Source organism: Pseudoteredinibacter isoporae, assembly GCF_011602085.1.
In the GTDB taxonomy this organism is placed as follows: Bacteria; Pseudomonadota; Gammaproteobacteria; order Pseudomonadales; family Cellvibrionaceae; genus Pseudoteredinibacter; species Pseudoteredinibacter isoporae.
Map to the genome: position 1 here is coordinate 1,398,585 of NZ_JAAONY010000002.1, position 18,631 is coordinate 1,417,215.

Consider the following 18,631-nt stretch of genomic DNA (forward strand, 5'->3'; position numbering starts at 1 on the left):
GGTCAGCTCCCCAAACCATTTGAGGCCAGCTGATCTGAAATCGCATTCTGGTCCTTAGCTTTTTGAGGCATGACCTTTTGTCCACCAACATATCCGGGCAAAGGTGTGGTCAGAAAATCAAGCGATGCATTTGATATTTTTGATGCAATGGATTCCGGCGGTCTGACATATACCTTGCCATCATATTGAAAAGAAATATCGGCCTTAAAATGGCGCAGGCGCTGCTCTTTATCGACATACCAAAGCTCACCCAGACTGCTCAAGCTGCTGGCTGGCACAGCCAATAACTGCTCTTCCTGGCGCCCCGGAATTTCAGCGGTTACAAAGTTGCCCGGCAGCAGTGGCTCTTGGTTTTTATCTGAAGGCACAACCTCCAGAACCAGAGATCGAAGGCGAGTCTCGCGGTCCAACCTCTGTTCCATACGAGCGATTTTGGCGGTCCATTGACCGCCCTGCTTATCTCTCAGGAGAATGTTTTTCTGTACCAACGTTGGCGTTTGATCAGCGAGCAAGGCCCACTGTGAGGGATTCAACATCACCTTCAGCTCCAACTCTTCAGCACTGTGAATCGTTGCAATAGCCTCACCGGCTTGCACGTATTGTCCAGGGGCAACCAGGCGCTCAACCACAACGGCCGTAAAAGGCAAATCAATTTTTGTACGCGCGACGTTTTGTTTCGCCAATTTCAAACGCGCCTGAGTCTGGGCAAGTTTGGCTTTCGCCAGTTGCAGTTGGGGTTTTCGTAGACGCAGATCATCCGCTTGCCCCTGCAACCCGCTTTCCTGCCATTCCAATCTGGCTTGCTTGGCCTCCTGCTGTTCGAGCATAAGATCCAATGTCGCCTGGGCGAGATCCTGCTCAGCTTGGGCCAATTCCTGTTGATATCTGAGCGGATCAATATCCAATAACACGGTTTGCGCGGGCAGTATACGGCCCGACTCAAAGGCCGTATTGAGGCTTTGAACCCGTCCACTTAATTCGGAACTGAGCTGCAATTCGTATCGGGACCGAACTTCCGCATGGGCATACACGTAGGCTTGATGGGTCTCCAAACTGAGGGATTGCACCGTTACCTGGGCAAGCTGCTTGTCCAGAGACTGTTGTTCGGGTTCGGGCTTGTTGTCAATCGCGTAGCTGGTATAGGAGATCGAAACAACAAACAACACGAGCGCTGCCAACAGAGGACCGCCGGTTTTGGAAACTGATTTTTTCAAAGTGTTCACCTTTAACATTAGCCTTCTTCCGCTACCATTGGCAGCCCTAAAGCCAACGCCATAGAGATTCGATTACTTGCACGTTCACGCTCCACCCCCAGTAACTGGGACTCCACATCGAAACTGGTTCGCTGGGCGGCGATGACATCCAGAATGGTGGCGAGTCCGCGTTGATAGCGTTGCTCATATTCGAACTGGCTTTTTTGCGCATGCCGTAAAGACAGCTCAAGCGATTGTTGTTGATCTGCCAGACTGGACTCCTGACTCAAAGACGCAGCGACTTCAAGAAAAGCGGCCAGTAACAGCTCTCGATAGGACCAATAGGCTTGGCCAGCCCGGGCCTCGGCCGCGGCAATATCAGCCTTGATACGTCCACCACTGAAGACGGTTTGTGTTAACTGCCCTAACAGGGTCCAACTGGGATCTTGACTGAGCACATCGCCGGCACGAGTACTGGAACTCAGCAAATTGGCCGTCAATGTAAAGCTCGGTAACAGTTGCTTATAGCTGTAATCACTGCGTTGGTCTGCCGCTTTGATTTTCTTGAAAGCTGCAAGTAAATCCGGGCGCTGAGACAATGCCAACGCAGGCATGGCCACTTCAGGGAAACGAATTTGGGGCCATGAATTGATTGATGATTCGGCGAAGAAACGCTGATCACTAAAACCGACATCGCCAAACAACCGCTGTAACTCACGCAAATGCCCTTCCTGGGTTTCAGAAAGCTGACTGATCGCAGCCAGCTGTCGAAACTTGTCGGCCTGGGCTGCATTTAAATCCTGCAGGCTGCTGAGCCCCGAGCGGTAACGGCGATTAATCACTTTTTCATTGGTTTCAGCGGCGAGAAGTCGACGCTGCTCCAAGTCCAGCTGTCGATAACCATTCAGCAACATCAGGTAGCGATGAATGAAATCCGCCAGGAGGGATCGTTTGGCGTATTCAATTTCCAGCTCCAGGGCTTGCACATCAAGCTGGGCAGCCTGACGCTGGTTCTTGAGCCGCCCCCAGATGTCCAGCTCCCAACTGGCGTCCAATCGGGCACGATATTGATTGGATGCTTTGGCATCAGGGCCACCTGAGCGTTCAAGATCCGGGGACAAAGTCAGTTGGGGTAGCCGAGCCGCACCTGCCTGCCCTTCCAGGGCTTGCAGCTCGGCAAGTTCAAACATTCTACGTTGCAGGGCAGGATTATCGGCCAGCAGCTGAACCACCAACAATTCCAAATCAGCATTGGGCAACAAGCTAAAGAGGTCTTGTTCCTGGCCTCTTAATTCGGTTTCCACCACCCACTGCTCGGGAATATCGGCCAGGGCCTGGTCTGGGCTGTAGTGTTGAGGGGCCATGCCACACGCCGACAAACACAAAGCCACAAATACGCTGATACACCTCACCAATTTCACTCCAAAAACCAAACTTCCGATAGCATCTCAGAAACCTGGTAACTGTGAGGTGTACTTGGGAGAAGCAACCTTCTCCCAACTTATGCTCTAAAGGTTGGAGGCAACAGGATTTGGAGCAATAAACGCCACGGTTTGCAACACACGGCCTTGCTCGTCCTCGCTGTGAACCGCCGAGATCGCCAGCTGATAATTGCTCTTCTCCAGCCCATCAGCGGCAATGGTGATTCGCAGAGGCACAGTGAAGACTTCACCCGCCTCGAGATAGTGATGGCGACGTCCGGTCAACTGAAACGGTTCAGACGAGTCCACATCCAGGCTGACTTCCATTGGCTCATTGGACATATTATTCAGCTTTACGGTGTAAACGTTTTCGATCTGGCCATTGCGTTCGCGATACAAATGCACCCCGCGATCGCGAATCACATCAATCGACAGTGCTTCACGACCACCCAGGTTGGTGCCAAACAAACTCGCCATCAACACCAGGCAAATGCTGTAGCCCAACATGCGCGGTTGCTTGAAACGCTGCCAGAACCCACCCAATACCTGCGCTGATGCAAATCGAATCAAGCCTTTCTGATACCCCATGCGCTCCATCACATTGTCACAGGCATCAATACACAAACCGCAATTAATACACTCCGCCTGCCAGCCATTGCGAATATCAATATCGGCTGGGCAAACTTGCACACACCAATCGCAATCAATACAGGAACCCAGGCCTTCTTTTTTGTAGTTGCTGCGCAATTTGCGTGGGCCGCGCGGTTCACCGCGCTGCTCGTCGTAACTGACCATCAAAGTGCTTTGGTCATACATCACAGATTGGAAGCGCGAATAAGGGCACATATGCTTACAGACCTGCTCGCGCATATAGCCCGCATTTAGGTAAGTGAGCACAATAAATAGCAACAACCACAAAGCGCTTTCCACCGAAATGGTCAGCGACGCAATATCACTCAAAAGCGGCAGCGTTCCGTAGAAGTAAGCAATAAACGTGATACCCGTGGCTGAGGCGATCAGAGCCCATAAGAAGTGCTTGCTGGCTTTCAGTTTCAGCTTGTGCAGAGACCAGGGCGCGGCATCCAAACGAATGCGGCGGTTGCGATCCCCCTCCACGAAGTTTTCCACCCACATGAACATGGTTGTCCAAATGGTTTGCGGACATGCAAAACCGCACCAGACTCGCCCGGCCCAAACGGTTACGGCAAACAGGCCGAAGGCCGCAATAATCAGCAGGCTCGCCAGCAAAATGCCGTCCTGGGGCCAAAATACGGACCAGAAGATGTAGAACTTTTGCTCGGTTAAATCGAAAAACACCGCTTGGCGACCATCGATCTGCAACCAGGGAAACAGAAAAAAAGCCAGCAACAGAGGCGCGGCGATATAACGACGTAAACGCTGGAACCGACCTTCAGTTTTACGAACGTAAACGCGGTGCCCTTCATAAAGCTCTTTATATTGAGGCTCAATTTCAGGTGGAGAAACATCAATCGAGGTCAGAGGAATCTTCTCTGGAGTGTTGGTTGTGGTAACAGGCATCAGGGGTATCTCGGTCATATTATAGGCAAGCAGTCTAGAGCCAAGCCCCCTATAGGTACAGATGCACAAAAATGTTTATAATTAGGTACAGAAATTTAAATATCGAATCTGTACCGATCACTTTTACAAGAACTGTACCCATACGAGCAGTGACATGAGCAGCTACCTTTATCACCAGCTTGAACAGCGCCTAAGACAACAAATTGAATCAGGACAACTGGCCCCTGGCGTAAAGTTGCCTTCTATTCGCCAGCTCGCTCTGGACGAGCAGCTTTCGAAGGCCACTGTACTGAGCGCCTATGAACGGCTGGAGGCCGATGGACTGATTCAGGCCCGCACCCGATCGGGTTTTTATGTCTGCGTGCCAGAACAGGAACTCGACAGCCCACCGATCAGTTCACCAAAGCTGACGGCAGAATCCCTGGATCAAGGGCAGATTCTTGTGGACATCATGCAGCGCGGCGCAGCCTTCGATTTATTCCCCGGTCACGACAGCGAACCCAGCAATCGTAAATTACAGCGCTGTTTAGGGCGTGCCCAACGCCAGCAGAGCAGTGCCCAATATCTGTATTACGATGAACCCCTTGGCATGCTTTCTCTGCGCAAACAAATCAAACAATTAATGGCCCACGGTGGAGCCAAGGTTCATGAAGACGACATTGTGATCAGCCATGGTTGCCAGCATGCCCTACTGCTGGCCTTACTGGCCTGCACACGTCCTGGTGATGTTGTGGCTATCGAATCACCCGGCTTTTACGGCAGCTTGCAGCTGATTGAAGCATTGGGATTAAAAGCGCTGGAGCTGCCTTGCTCCGCCGATGAAGGTCTCAGTCTCGATGCCCTGAGACTGGCCACACAACACTGGGAAATCTCAGCTCTGATATGCTCCCCCTGCTTTGCAACCCCAACCGGCGCCAGCATGACAGAGGAAAACAAACAGGCGTTGCTCGCTATTGCCCGTGAACAGAGCTTTGCATTGATTGAAGATGATATTTATGGGGAGTTGTATTTCGGACAGCAACGCCCGCGAAGTTTGTATTCCTATGATCAGGAAGGCATTGTCATTCAATGCTCATCCTTCTCAAAAAACCTGTCCAGGGACCTGCGCCTGGGCTGGATTGCCCCGGGACGTTATCACCACGACGTACTGAAAGCCAAGCTGGCCACCAGTCTGGCAGTGCCTCAGTTGAGCCAACAGGGTTTAAGTTTTTATATTGCCGAAGGCGGATTGGATAAACACCTGAGAAGAAAGCGCGCACAGTACAAAGAACGTTATCAGGAGATGCGTCACCTTATCCAGCAACACTTACCCGAAGAAACGCGGTGCAGCCAGCCCCAGGGCGGGCTCGCCGCCTGGATAGAATTACCGGAGAGAATTGATACTTTGGAATTGTATAAAAAAGCCATTACCCAAGGAATTATTCTGACACCGGGACGACTGTTTACCGCACAGGAAAACTATCGCCAGTTTTTGCGAATGAGCTTTGCCCACCCATGGACAGAAAATCGAGTGAATGCCTTTAAAACAATTTCGGAAATGATCCGAAAGCAGGTATGAACAATAAACGCCAGCCGGAAACTGCTGTACAGATTCCGGCTGGCAGAATAATGGTTGTCATTAACGCTTAGCCAATTTGACTTTTTTCATTGCAGTATCAATCGCTTCTTTGTAGCAGCGCTTGCTTTGTGCGATTCGGCTGACGGAACGGCTGTTGATTGCCTCGCTTTTCTCACACACCTTCGCCGCTGCTGAATGCAAGCGACGCTGCAAGGACTTCTGACCTTCAACCTTGTGCAGATCAAGATCTGAAAAGCTGACGATTTCTTCGCTGACAGATTTACCAACAATTGCCTGGGCGCTGCTTGCTAAGAACAACGCCATTACGCTGGCGGATACGAGAGTGATTTTTTTGCTATTGCTATTCATGCTGAATTTCCTTTCTTTTTTGGGTTGCTATGGTCTGTTGCATATTGTTTTTATGTCATAACCTTAGACGGAACAAATTGGAAAAAGGATAGGGCAAACGTTCAACAGAGCAGATACAGCGATGAAAGGATTCAACTCAGCAGCACCTCAACATAACGCAAAAGCACATAAGTTGCTGTTCCAGAAAAAGAAATTTAAGAAAGAGTTTGAAAAAAAAGAAATCAGCTTCGCAACAATTGATCCAGCGTAATCAACAACTGCTGAGCAAACGCCTCATCCAATGGCGCATGATGACTCATCATTCGGTACCAGATTGCACCGAACAGGATATCGAGAATGAACTCTATACGCTCCTCACTGAGCCTATAAACCTCGGGGTGACGAGCCAAAATACTCAACAACAATTGCCGACGAGGCTTAGCGTAGCGCTGCCAGACTTCCTGTGCAAAAATCTCATCAGCCTGTGCTTCAGCCATCATCGCGGTAAATAATTGCCCCAGGTGGTTGGCGGTGGCAAACGTATCCTTCAGAAAACGTGACAATAGAGATTGAAAATCACCGTCGCTCAGCTCAAAAGCATTGCCCTTAACGATATCCACACTGGCATCGAGCAGCAATTCGCGCTTGTCTTTGTACCAGCGATAAATCGTACTGCGACTCACCCCCGCTGATTTGGCAACCGCATCAATAGAGACTCGCTCGTAACCTTCTTCGGCGGCAGCGGCGACAAATGCATCCAGCACAGCTCGTCGGACCTCTTCGCTGCGGGGTCGACCGCGAACCGCTTTATCTAATGACATGTGCTTACTCTTTTGTTTTCCAATCAAAGGCTTAAGCCAATCTTTTATTGTATGGCTAAACTGGATATCCAGTACTTTTATTGTACCTTAACTCGCCCAATTATTTACAGTACAAAGTGTATCGTATATATTCCAGCCTATTGATCGCTAATCCCACATCAGGGACAGCGACACCCTAATCACCCTGAATAACAATAACGAAGGAGCCGGCATGTCAGTTAACAAGCATCAGAAACAGTGCGAAACCAGCAAAGGACCTCTCAGCGGGATCAAAATTATTGACTGCACTACAGTGATCGCCGGCCCTCTCTGCACCCAGATTCTGGCCGACCAAGGCGCCGAAGTGATCAAGATAGAACCCCTTGAAGGAGATTTGATACGCAATCTGGGCCCTATTCTGGCGCCGGGTTTATCGGCGACCTTTCTCAGTCTTTCCCGCAACAAAAAGTCTCTGGCTCTTGATCTGTCGAAACGCGAATCCCAGGAATTGATCGCCAAGCTTTGTCAGGACGCCGATGTGTTTATCTGCAATAGCCGGCCCGGCGTGATGGCCAGGCATGGATTGGACTTCGAGGCCTTAAAACAGCACAACGCCAAACTCGTTTATGCGGCGATCACCGGTTTTGGTGACAGTGGCCCAATGGCCGAACAACGCGCCTACGATCCGATCATTCAAGCCTTGTCAGGCATGGCATCCCTACAGGAACCCACCCAACTGTTGGGACAAACCATCTGTGATAAAACCACTGGCCTTACCGCCTGCCAGGCGGTAACGGCTGCCCTGCTTCAAGCTGAGCGCAGTGGTCAGGGGCAGCAGGTTGAAATTTCAATGCTGGAAGCGGCTATTGGCTTTTTAGCCTGTGATGCTTTCTGGCCAATTGCGGCTGCAGGCCGTGAACTCAACTACCCGGACTTCAAACGGGTGTACATTCCCTGGAAAACACAGGATGGCGAAATTGTTCTGGTGATTCTGGCCGACAAGGAATTTGCGGGCCTGACCGAAGAATTCCAGGTCCAACATTTACTGGAAGACCCGCGCTTTAACAGCATGCCAAACCGTTTCGCCCACTGGGATGAGCTGGTCGACACACTCAAACCCGTCTTCCTGACTCAAAGCAGTGAAGATATTCTGAAACGTCTGTGGCGCGCCGATGTACCCGCAGCCCCGATTAACACCATGGAACAACTCACCACCGATAAACAGGTGCTCGCCAGCGGCATGATTGATTATTCCGAGCACAGCATCGCCGGACAATATACCCGAGTTGCTATGGCGGCCAATTTTTCCCTGCAGGACAATATCCCCTATCAGGAAGCCCCCAGCCTGGGCCAGCATAGCCATGAAGTTTTAACACACGCAGGCCTGGACGAAGATGAAATCCATTCACTGATTCAAAACGACATTTGCCGTTGATTATTTTAACAAGAGAGAATCACTATGAGCTCACCAACTGTTGATTATCAGGTTAACGATCGAATCGCGACCCTGACCCTGAACCGTCCGGAACGGTTAAACGCGATTAACGATCGCCTGCCCTCTGATTTGCGCAAGGCCGTCGAAAAAGCCGAACGCGACCCCAATGTGCATGTGATTATTCTACAAGGTGCCGGCAAAGGTTTTTGCGGCGGCTACGATCTCGTGCAATACGCTCAGGAAGATTCCGGCGAAATCCACGGCAGCCAGGAAATGCCCTGGGACCCTACCGAAGACTACGCCATGATGTCTCGCAACACCGAAGATTTCATGTCGCTTTGGCGTGCCCGCAAACCTACCATCTGCAAAATTCACGGTGCAGCGGCCGCCGGCGGCAGTGATATCGCCCTGTGCTGCGACATGATTATCATGGCCGACGACGCTCGTATTGGTTACCCACCAGCGCGAGTATGGGGCGTGCCAACAACCATGATGTGGGTTTACCGCCTGGGTGTAGAAAAGGCCAAACGCATGTTGTTCACCGGTGACCTGATCAGCGGAAAAGAAGCCGAAGAAATGGGCCTGATTTTAAAATCGGTACCACTGGAGCAACTTGATGATGAAGTCATGAAATTGGCCAACCGCATCAAAGGCGTGCCGCGCAACCAGTTAATGATGTGCAAAATGACCGTCAATCAGGCCTATGAAAGCATGGGCTTAAATCAAACCCAGATGTTTGCCACCTTCTTTGACGGTGTCGCTCGCCATTCACCCGAAGGCTTATGGTTCCGAGAACGCGCACAAGAGGTTGGGTTCAAACAGGTGGTCGCCGAACGCGATGGCGGTGGCAATATCGCGGAAGGTGTCAGCAAGCATATGCCGCTGGACGATTTCGAGTAGGAATTATTCAGGCTTTAAACTTTTAGCCGACGGCTCCCACCAGGGAGCCATATCTTCGAGGTGAATTTCCCGGGTGATATCCTGGGTAAAAGGCGTATCGAAACATCCCAGGGCAACGGCCACCCATTCCGACCACTTGCCCTCGGTATAACCCCAGGTCAGATTCGACCCACACTCAGAACAGAAACGACGCCTCACGGTTTTGGAAGAGGCATAGCTTTTTATTACGCCTTCACCGCAAAGATAACGCAATTCACTGTGTCGAACTCTCGCATAGCTGGCAAAGGCTGCACCGTGTTGTTTTTGACACATCGTACAATGGCAATGCGAAGCCGTTTGTGGCTCCGCTAACAATTCAAAACGTACCGCCTTACATAGACAGCTGCCTTGGTAGTAGACCTTCTCTTGCTGAAGCGTTTCGTTATTGTCTGCCATCATACCTTCCAGATTTACAGCGCCTCAGAACTAGAAACTTGGCTTGGTATAAGCCGCCGCTCGGTCACTTTTTTGCTGATAACGTTCACGAAGTAAATCCTGACGTGAGCGCGTGCTTTTCTCTTCACCATCGATCCACAATCTGAGCACACGAGAACTTAACTCAAACGGGTCGCCAGACCACAGAACGACATCCTTGCTGCCCTCAGCCAGATAACCCTTGCCCAGATCAAATACCCTTGCTGGAGTTTCTGTGACGGCGCGAACGGCCACATCATGGGGCAGCCCGTGAGCGACAGCATTGCCGACATGGAAACGTAGCTGCTGAATATTGTGGGTATCGCGCTCGGCCAGAATCACCTCAAGCCCGGCCTTGTGTAATTTTGCAGCGGTATCCAAACGCTGGTGTAAGGAATCAAAACCTTCCGGCAGATTGCGCATTGGTTCAACGATGACCACAACCTTTTCAGCTTTCAGCTGCTCGGCAACATCCAATGCACCTGCCGCACCGGCCAGCACAAGAGAAAAACCAAAATCTTTTTTAAGCTTCAACAACTGTAAAATATCCGCAGGACGATCCGCTCGTGCAAGCAGTGGAAACTCACCGGCCAACAGTCGCTTCAGTACTTTGATGTCATCTTTAACCGGCTTACCCTTACCTTCTTTTGCTGCTGGCTTTTTGGCCGCTTCCAATTTACTTCGCAAGTCCTGCAAATCTTTAGCACGAGAACCTTTGTTCTTACCACCCAAAGTAAAATACAAGGCTGCATCCGTCTCCACCTGACTGCCGGCATCAGCACTGAGGTCTACCGTAAAGGCTCGCCCTTTAAAAGCACCTTTGGAGGAGCCGGTAACGACTGCGTGACTGATTCCGCCTTTGCGTGAAAATGGAATCAGAGAAGATTGAAAGTTAAAGGCCAGGCTCGGATCAAACGCAAAATCGGCTTTGTCTTCATGGAAATCAGCGGTCTTCTTTACCGCACTGACTTCAGTTAAACCCAGCTGATTGTTCACAGCGATAAAACCGGAAGTCAGCACCTTACCCTGGCCATCAATCACCGTATCGCCACTAAGTGCCTGATCTGATATCTCATGGATAATGCCGTCTTTGATCAATACATTTAACGAGGTTTTTGGCTCCAGGCCTTCACCATAAAACTTCACATTATTAATCGCGACGCTGTCGGCCAAAGTGCTGCTCGCAGCAAATGCTGTGCTCAATGCAGCCGCCAGACGAAGATATTTATTCACGGATTTCATTGTTTATCTCCTGCTGGCTGCCCCAATAAAAAATCGCTTTGCGCTTGATAAGCTGGATCTTCGCGATCGTACACTTTGGCGCCATCGATAAACACCTGCTCGGCTTTTGCGTAAACACTGAACGGGCTCTGGTTCCAAATCACCACATCGGCATTTTTCCCGGCTTCCAGGCTACCCGTCTTATCGGCCAAACCCAACGAGCGAGCTGCGTTTAAGGTGATCCAGCGAATTGCATCCGCTTCATCCAGTTCATAACCGGCTTCTTTCGCGCGGAAAAGAATTTTACCCGCTTCCTGGTTCAGTCGTTGAATGGTACTGGCTGAATCTGAATGAACAATGGCACACCCTAGCTTGTCGCCACTGCGACCGGCATCCACCATGGCGACATTTTCCTGCACCATGTCAAAGGCTTCCATTTTAAACCCCCACCAGTCGGGCCACATGGCCGCACAGTTTTGGTTCTCGGCCAGCAGGTCGGCAATTTTGTAAGCCTCTACCGCATGATGGAAAGTACCGGCGTGATAATTAAATTCTTTCGCCACATCAATCATCATGGCCATTTCTTCGGCCTTGTAACAGTGATTGTGAATCAGAATGTCGCCATCCAGAACGCCCATCAAAGTATCTTTTTGCAGATCGCGTTCCGGTGCATTTTTAACTCGGCCAGCGTTGTAATCGTCCCAGGCTTTTTTGTATTCCCAGGCACTCGCCCAGGCGGCACGGTAACCGGCAACGTTCCCCATGCGGGTATAAGGGCTGACACCTTTTTTGCCATAGACTCGTTTGGGGTTTTCACCACAGGCCATTTTCAGGCCGTAAGGGGCATCGGGAAATTTCATTTCCTGCATGGTGTTTGCAGGCACATTGCGCAAGGTTACGCCGCGCCCACCAATCAGATTGGCTGAACCGGGTAAGAGTTGTAACGTTGTAATGCCACCCGCACGAGCCCGGTTAAAGCCCGGGTCCTGGGGCCACAAGCCGTGCTCGGCCCAAACTTCGGCCGTTACCGGCGCCGTGATTTCATTTCCGTCCTGATGAGATTCCACCGCCGGGCTGGGATACACCCCCAAGTGGGAATGCACGTCGATAATACCCGGCGTTACCCATTTGCCATTGGCATCTAATTCTTCAACATTGGCAGGCAGCGTTAAATCCTGCCCTACGGCTTTGATCTTGCCATCGGACATCAACACATCGGCATCATCCAGTCGCTTACCGTTACCCAGCAACACCGTTGCATTGCGAATCATACGATCCGGTGAAGCAGCAGGAACGTAAGTGGACGGAAACGGGTTTTTATTAATGGCAACGGCCTGACTGGGCCTGTCCCCCTCACAGGCCATAAGGCCCACTATTGAGATGGCCAGACAAGCATGGCGAAACGATTTATGCATGGGTAGGTCCTGCGTTGAATTATTCTCTCATTAGACTTACAACGAAAAAAAACCAGTATAACTCAGAATATTCATTTAACTTTATCGCAGAAAACGCTCAATACGACGTAACAGAAACTCCTGCAAACCCGATCCGGCCGTGTTACAGTGCCAAAAAAAGAAATAATAAAAACTATGAACCAACTGTTTAAAACCCCCACTGCAACCGCCGTTATCATTGCCAATATGGTAGGCACTGGTGTATTTACCAGCCTCGGTTTTCAGCTTCTGGAAATTCAATCCCCCTTCGCCATTTTATTATTGTGGTTAATCGGTGGAATCATCGCCTTGTGCGGCGCACTGTGCTACGCCGAGCTGGCTGCCAGCCTGCCACGTTCCGGGGGCGAGTATCATTTTATCGGGCGAATTTTTCACCCTTCAGCAGGCTTTGTTTCCGGTTGGATATCCGCGACGGTCGGATTCGCGGCGCCGTCTGCTCTCGTGGCACTCACTTTTGGCAATTACCTGGCAGCAATCTGGCCAAGTCTGAACCCACAAATTTTGGCCCTGGTTTTGCTCGCGATTATTACGGTTGTGCACAGTCTACGCCGCAGCAGTTCCGGGCGTTTCCAAACCTCTTTCACCTTACTCAAAGTCGCCTTAATTCTCGGTTTTTGTGCCAGCGCTTTGTATCTGGCGCCAAACCTGGAAAGCATCAGCTTTGCCCCTCAGAGCAATGATGTCCAGCTTATGGGAACAGCAGCCTTTGCGGTCTCATTGATCTACGTGAACTATGCCTACACCGGGTGGAATGCTGTCACCTATCTGAGCAGCGAAATCGAAAACCCCCAGCGTAATATTCCCCTGTCTTTGCTGATGGGAACTGCCACGGTTGTTCTCTTGTACTTACTGCTAAACAGCAGTTTTTTATTGCTGGCACCTATGTCAGAACTGGCCGGCAAAGTGGAGATTGGCTATATCGCCGCGAAGGCTGCCTACGGTGAAAATGGCGCCAGTATTATGGCCTTTATTCTGGCGCTGTTACTCATTTCAACGGTCAGCGCCATGTTGATGGCCGGGCCACGCGTGTTGCAGGTGATTGGGCAGGATTACCCCTTGTTTAAGCGTCTGGGGAAAACCAATCAACAAGACATTCCCAGTACCGCCATTATCGTTCAGGCGATTGTCACCGGATTGTTTATCGTCAGCGCAAGCTTTGAAAGTATTTTGATTTTTGCAGGCTTTACTCTGAGCTTGAACAGCGTACTGACCGTCTTCGGTTTGTTACTGCTGCGACGTCGCGAGCCGGAACTGGCCCGCCCATTTCGCATGCCCTGGTTCCCGCTGCCCGCCATTATTTATCTGGCGCTTATGCTATGGAGCTTAAGCTATATTGCTCTGCACAAAACCCAACAGGTTTATTTCAGCGCTGTGCTGATTCTGCTGGGCTTTGTATTTTATTACCTGACCTGCGCGATACAGAAACGCAACTCGGAAAAGGCCTGATTATTGCGCCATTGCCTGACCTGGCTCACCGCGCGGTGGCTCGCCGAAAGGTGCTGAGGCACGACGTCGCTCAATTCGGAAGTTCAAATGCTCGCGCAGCAACATGGATTCGAATGCCGTAAATAAACGCTGCATTTGCGGTTGCTTGTAAGGAAAAATGTCCACCGGGTCCATGGCGTGAACATTCATTGATGCCCCCACCTCAAAGACGAGAAGATCACCATCCAGAGTCTCTCCGCAATCAATGCCGAGATAATCCAGACCGGAAACCTGATGAATATTTTTTAGGGCTTCGCGGTGTCGGCGCGCAAAATCGTGATTAAACGCTGCCATGGTATCGGCCTCTTCCTGGCGTTTAGTCTCGCTGTCCAACATACCAGCGTTCAAATAGTGCACCATCCAATGATCAGAAATCGCCATATGGGCCAAGTGAGGCTCGCCGTCAATCAACATAATTCGATATTTTCGGAACTGCCCGTCTTCACTTCGGTAATCCACAAAGCGCGCTAAATAGAACAACTCGCCCGCCGTTGCAGTGAGATATTGATAAAGGGCTTCGGCATTTTTAATGCAGGCCAAATCATTCCCTGCATGGGAATCCAGTGGCCGTACAATCAGCGGAAATTCCGCGTCCGCCAGCAGCTGCGGTAACTCCGAAGGATGCATCGACAAATAGGTCAACTGATCGCGGCTCACAATCGCGTTGATCGGCACATCCAAACCCGGTAAACCCTGCAAGCGTTGTGAAATTTGATCACGCCCGAGGTTCAACAGCGCCCTGGGTGAGTTAAGAATCGGGCGAGGCCAATCCTCGATCATGCCGTGAATAATATGCAGAGTGTCTCGATTCCGCTCCAATTCACTTAAGGCAACAATCGCAACATCGTGCTCTGGCAATTGAATCGGGCGTGGAAGATCCGGACTGATGTACAACAAATCCAATTGAAAACCAGCGCCGTCTGCAAGGAATTCCAGCGGTGTATTGCTCATTAAATTTCCGGGCGCAACCAATGCCAACACCTTCAATGGGCTGCTGTGCACTCGGGGAATCAATTGATAATGTTGCTGCTGCATCAAGGCTTCTGCCTGAACGGCCATGGCCGTCGCCTCATCACCACGCAACTGCAGCAGAATCGACAAGTCCAGCAAAGCATTGGCTTCACCCTGCTCAGCTCGCTGCAACAATGTCTGGGCCTCCAGACTCATGTCATCACCTGCAAATACCCGACTCATCAGATAGGCCAAACCTTTCAGGGCACCGGGCTCCGAATTGTCGGGGGTGTAGGATTCAGTTTCCATCGCGCTGTATCGTTGGGCGTCGCTCATGTTGTAAGCCTGCTTGTGTATTCGCTAGATTGATTGAATGAAACACTAAGAGCAAAGCCTGTGCCAGACTGAGAACCCCTTGAAAAACAACAACTTGGAGAGAATTAAAAAAGAGGGCGGCGACAACTGCCGCTCGCTAAGGCAAGCGGCGAAAGGAAAGCGGCTAAGGCTTGCCGCTTAAAAATTCAAGAATTAACCAGGTTTACCAGCCCTCTGGTAATTCAATGGACTTCCAATCGTCACCCGCACTGAAGCTCAGACTTAACGCCTTACCCTCTCCCAGACGAGCGCCTTTGGCATTGCGCGCTTCGATATTCACCGTATTGATCTGCTTGCTCCAGAGCGCTCGTAAGGCGCCCTGCTTGAACCACAAAACACCCGGCAAAGGTTTAGGGATATCGATCTCCTGATACACCCAAATAAACTTGCCATCCAGCTCATAACCCAGAGTGTCTAACTCGACTGAACGCCCGTCATCCGTTCGAATAGCGAACTCTGAACTGAGATAATCGGCAAAGCGCTGCTGGGTTTTCTCGTCACGATAAATATCCGCCGACTTTCCAAACAAGTGCTTAATAGCGTGCTCAGCATCATGCAGATAAAAACGATGGGCGACTTCCAGCTTACCACTGCGTTCATTGATCAGAATATTGGTGATGCCGGCTTTTTGCTGATGGGCCACACTCGATACGCTCAGTAGTAGCAGGCCGATTGCGCTTATCAGTTTAAAAAACGGCGCGGGCTTGAATAAGAATCCCATGGATTTTGCTCACTCTAAAAACAAATAAGCCCCTGCACAGTAAACTGAAACAGGGGCCGACATCAGTTAATAAGACTGCTTGAAATTACTCAGCGTCTTTCTTAGTACCATCTTTTTTGTCATCGTCGGTTTTCAGCTCGGTCTTGATATCGTTCATGATATCGCGATAAACCTTACCTGGACGCTTCTTGGTTTTGAAAGCTTCCACACGAGACGGGATAATGCGGCGCGGATAGTGGTTATTTTCATTGTCCACATCAGCCGTTTCCCAATGTGGGTCAACCACAACGCGTTCAAGCACTTTTTCTTTGTCGGTAACAATCAGCTTCTTAACCGCTTTCGGGGTGCGGCGCCAGATTTCTGCCGGAATGTACTGATCTTCAACCGTACCATCGGTGAAGTGCAGTTGCAGCAGAATTGGCATAACCAGACCGCCCTTGTTAGCGAACTCCAGAACGTAGTAGTTCTTGTCTTCTTTAACCGCACGGGCCAGAGTTTCGCGCTCCCAATCTTTCAAGCCATCAATAAATTTATTGTACTTATTGCGCTCTTTGTTGGTCACAGTGAAACGATCGTTTTCATCGTAGAAATCGCTGACGTCACTGTTGATATCAATCCACAGCTTACGGCCTTCTGCCTTGTTACGTTCATTAAAGAAAGACGTAGGCTTATCCTGCTCTTCTTTACGCAAACGGGCAAAGTCGATATCCGGGTCTTTGGTATCCAGACGCAGCTTGTAAACACGGTCCAGAGAGATATCCACGTGGTCGGTAGAGTAGAACCAACCGCGCCAGAACCAATCCAGATCAACACCGGATGCTTCTTCCATGGTACGGAAAAAATCCGCAGGCGTCGGGCGTTTGAACATCCAGCGCTGGGAGTACTCTTTAAAGGCAAAGTCGAACAGCTCACGGCCCAAGATCACTTCACGTAAAATGTTCAAGGCAGCCGCAGGCTTGGTATAGGCGTTAGGGCCGAGTTTCAGAACCGAATCAGACTGAGTCATGATTGGCACCTGGGTAGAAGACTTCATGTAGCTTACGATATCGCGCGGCTCTACACCCCAAGGGATATTCGGATCCCACTCACGACCGGCAACACCATCCAGGAAACTGTTCAGGCCTTCGTCCATCCACGTCCATTGACGCTCATCACTGTTCACAATCATTGGGAAGTAGATGTGGCCAATTTCGTGAATAACCACGCCAATCAGGAAGCGCTTTTCCGCCTGGGAATAAGTACGGCTGCCATCATCACGCAATTCGGTACGCGGGCCATTAAAGGTGATCATTGGGTATTCCATGCCGCCTACCGGGCCGTTAACCGACTGTGCAACCGGATACGGGTAATCAAAGGAGAAGCGCGAGTACACATCCATAGTATGCACTACCGATTCGGTGGAATATTTCTTCCACAGATCACCACCCTCTTTCGGGTAGAAAGACATGGCCATAACCAACGGCTGAACTTTGCCGCCCTGCTTATAGCCCTTGGCATCCCACATAAACTTGCGAGAAGAAGCCCAGGCAAAGTCACGTACGTTCTCGGCTTTGAACTTCCAGGTTTTGGTTTTGTTGGTGCCTTCTTTTTCGTTCTCTAATGCTTCCTCTTCGGTCACAATGAAAACCGGACGTTTGGCAGTTTCAGCTTTCTTCAAACGATCACGCTGTTTGGCCGTCAAGACCTGACCCGGGTTTTGCAGAGTACCAGTGGAAGAGACAATGTGATCCGCAGGAACCGTCAGCTCCACATCGTAGTCGCCGAATTCCAGCGTAAATTCACCTCGGCCCAAAAACTCTTTGTTCGTCCAGGCTTCGTAATCGGTGTAGGCCACCATACGTGGGAACCACTGAGCCAACAGAAAGATATCGTTTCCGCCTTCGCGAGCGTCATCCGGAAAGTGCTCATAACCCGAGCGTGCCCAAACCGCATTTTCCTCAACGATATTGAAGGCAAAACCCAAATCGAACTGGAAGCTTTGACCCGGCTTCAGGGCTTTCGGCAAGTCGATACGCATATTGGTACCGACAATGGTGTATTTCAGGTCACGGCCGGAAGATTTCAAAGAGGTGATGTCATAGCCCAACTCATTGTCTTCCATAAACTGATGACGACGCAGTTCCGCCAGACTCAGCTTAGCCGGAGCACCACTGGCAGCAGCTTTCGTTGCAGGTCCACGACGACCGATGCCCGCAAATGCGGTGGTCATTTCCGCCATGGAATCGTTCTTGAACTTGTTCTGGTCCAGCTGTACCCACAAATACTTCAGGGTATAAGGCGAGTTGTTCTTGTAGTACACCTTTTGGCTGGCTTCGAGACGACGCTTGTCTTCGAGCAGCTTGACCTTGATTTTGTAGTCGACTTCTTGCTGCCAGTACTGCTGGCCAGGTTCGCCCGCCGCATTACGATAAATGTTTGGCGTAGGCAGAACTTCATCCAGCTGGCGAAACTTGTCTTCAAAGTCGCCTTTGGTCTGGGAAATAGCCGCGACAGACAGCTGGCTTCCAAGACCGGCAAATAACAAACAGGAAAGCAACGTTGCTTTTTTCATAAGCGATAGGCTCAAGTTTGGGGTTAATTGGGTCGGCTCGATACAAAGACCGAGCCGTTGGTGGCCTAAACCACCGAAACCGGACATTCTAGGATTAATGGGTTATGGATGGAAGGGGTTTTGAAGGGCTCATTAAGACAATGAGATAAGTTGCCCTTAGGCCAAGATAAGCCACAAGAATGATTGTTTTTCAACCAGAACCAATCCTCAGTTCTACCCCCAGCGA

15 protein-coding genes are annotated in these 18,631 nt (G+C 50.5%); 4 read left to right on the forward strand and 11 right to left on the reverse strand.

The annotated features are described in order from the left end of the window. Window positions 1-2: 2 nt before the first annotated feature. The 3 genes from G8768_RS14615 to ccoG form a co-directional block, all read right to left on the reverse strand. Window positions 3-1,214: an efflux RND transporter periplasmic adaptor subunit gene (locus tag G8768_RS14615; protein WP_166845451.1), complete on the reverse strand. Its 1,212-nt coding sequence runs from the start codon at window positions 1,212-1,214 to the stop codon at window positions 3-5. 17 nt (window positions 1,215-1,231) lie between these two features. Next, entirely contained in the window at window positions 1,232-2,557 is a 1,326-nt protein-coding gene (locus tag G8768_RS14620) for a TolC family protein (protein ID WP_166845449.1), read from the reverse strand. A 144-nt stretch (window positions 2,558-2,701) separates the two neighbouring features. After that, a complete protein-coding gene (gene ccoG, locus G8768_RS14625; RefSeq protein WP_166845447.1) occupies window positions 2,702-4,153 on the reverse strand; it encodes a cytochrome c oxidase accessory protein CcoG in 1,452 nt (483 codons plus the stop codon). A 154-nt stretch (window positions 4,154-4,307) separates the two neighbouring features. Here ccoG and G8768_RS14630 point away from each other — a divergent pair, with 154 nt between their 5' ends. Beyond that, window positions 4,308-5,711, forward strand: a complete 1,404-nt coding sequence (locus G8768_RS14630) for an aminotransferase-like domain-containing protein (RefSeq protein WP_166845445.1) — start codon at window positions 4,308-4,310, stop codon at window positions 5,709-5,711. Between the two features lie 60 nt (window positions 5,712-5,771). Here the strand turns inward: G8768_RS14630 and G8768_RS14635 are convergent, their stop codons facing one another. Further along, the gene (locus tag G8768_RS14635) at window positions 5,772-6,080 is read right to left on the reverse strand and encodes a UrcA family protein (RefSeq protein WP_166845443.1); all 309 of its coding nucleotides are present in this window, start codon (window positions 6,078-6,080) and stop codon (window positions 5,772-5,774) included. Between the two features lie 221 nt (window positions 6,081-6,301). Continuing rightward, window positions 6,302-6,880, reverse strand: coding sequence for a TetR/AcrR family transcriptional regulator (locus G8768_RS14640; protein WP_166845441.1), 579 nt, complete (start codon window positions 6,878-6,880; stop codon window positions 6,302-6,304). A gap of 211 nt (window positions 6,881-7,091) precedes the next feature. Between G8768_RS14640 and G8768_RS14645 the strand changes: the two genes are divergently transcribed. After that, window positions 7,092-8,294 carry a CaiB/BaiF CoA transferase family protein gene (locus G8768_RS14645; protein WP_166845439.1) on the forward strand — a complete coding sequence of 401 codons (1,203 nt, stop codon included), beginning with the start codon at window positions 7,092-7,094 and terminating at the stop codon, window positions 8,292-8,294. Between the two features lie 24 nt (window positions 8,295-8,318). Further along, window positions 8,319-9,194, forward strand: coding sequence for a crotonase/enoyl-CoA hydratase family protein (locus G8768_RS14650; protein ID WP_166845437.1), 876 nt, complete (start codon window positions 8,319-8,321; stop codon window positions 9,192-9,194). Window positions 9,195-9,197: 3 nt separating this feature from the next. Here G8768_RS14650 and G8768_RS14655 read toward each other — a convergent pair whose 3' ends face one another. The 3 genes from G8768_RS14655 to G8768_RS14665 are packed head-to-tail and all read right to left on the reverse strand — an operon-like array spanning window position 9,198 to window position 12,283. Further along, the gene (locus G8768_RS14655; protein ID WP_166845434.1) at window positions 9,198-9,629 is read right to left on the reverse strand and encodes a GFA family protein; all 432 of its coding nucleotides are present in this window, start codon (window positions 9,627-9,629) and stop codon (window positions 9,198-9,200) included. A gap of 30 nt (window positions 9,630-9,659) precedes the next feature. Then, a complete protein-coding gene (locus G8768_RS14660) occupies window positions 9,660-10,889 on the reverse strand; it encodes an amidohydrolase family protein (RefSeq protein ID WP_166845432.1) in 1,230 nt (409 codons plus the stop codon). Continuing rightward, window positions 10,886-12,283, reverse strand: coding sequence for an amidohydrolase (locus tag G8768_RS14665; RefSeq protein WP_166845430.1), 1,398 nt, complete (start codon window positions 12,281-12,283; stop codon window positions 10,886-10,888). The genes G8768_RS14660 and G8768_RS14665 overlap by 4 nt, the downstream gene beginning before the upstream one ends. Before the next feature lie 174 nt (window positions 12,284-12,457). Between G8768_RS14665 and G8768_RS14670 the strand changes: the two genes are divergently transcribed. Then, window positions 12,458-13,768 (forward strand): APC family permease, encoded by a 1,311-nt coding sequence (locus G8768_RS14670; RefSeq protein WP_166845428.1) that lies wholly within the window; start codon window positions 12,458-12,460, stop codon window positions 13,766-13,768. Here the strand turns inward: G8768_RS14670 and G8768_RS14675 are convergent, their stop codons facing one another. From G8768_RS14675 to G8768_RS14685, 3 genes are all read right to left on the reverse strand, one after another. After that, on the reverse strand, window positions 13,769-15,094 hold the full coding sequence (locus tag G8768_RS14675; RefSeq protein ID WP_184679384.1) for an ATP-grasp domain-containing protein: 1,326 nt from the start codon (window positions 15,092-15,094) through the stop codon (window positions 13,769-13,771). A 202-nt stretch (window positions 15,095-15,296) separates the two neighbouring features. Next, window positions 15,297-15,854 (reverse strand): DUF6702 family protein, encoded by a 558-nt coding sequence (locus G8768_RS14680; protein WP_166845426.1) that lies wholly within the window; start codon window positions 15,852-15,854, stop codon window positions 15,297-15,299. 85 nt (window positions 15,855-15,939) lie between these two features. Next, on the reverse strand, window positions 15,940-18,405 hold the full coding sequence (locus G8768_RS14685; RefSeq protein WP_166845423.1) for a M1 family metallopeptidase: 2,466 nt from the start codon (window positions 18,403-18,405) through the stop codon (window positions 15,940-15,942). Window positions 18,406-18,631 lie beyond the last annotated feature (226 nt).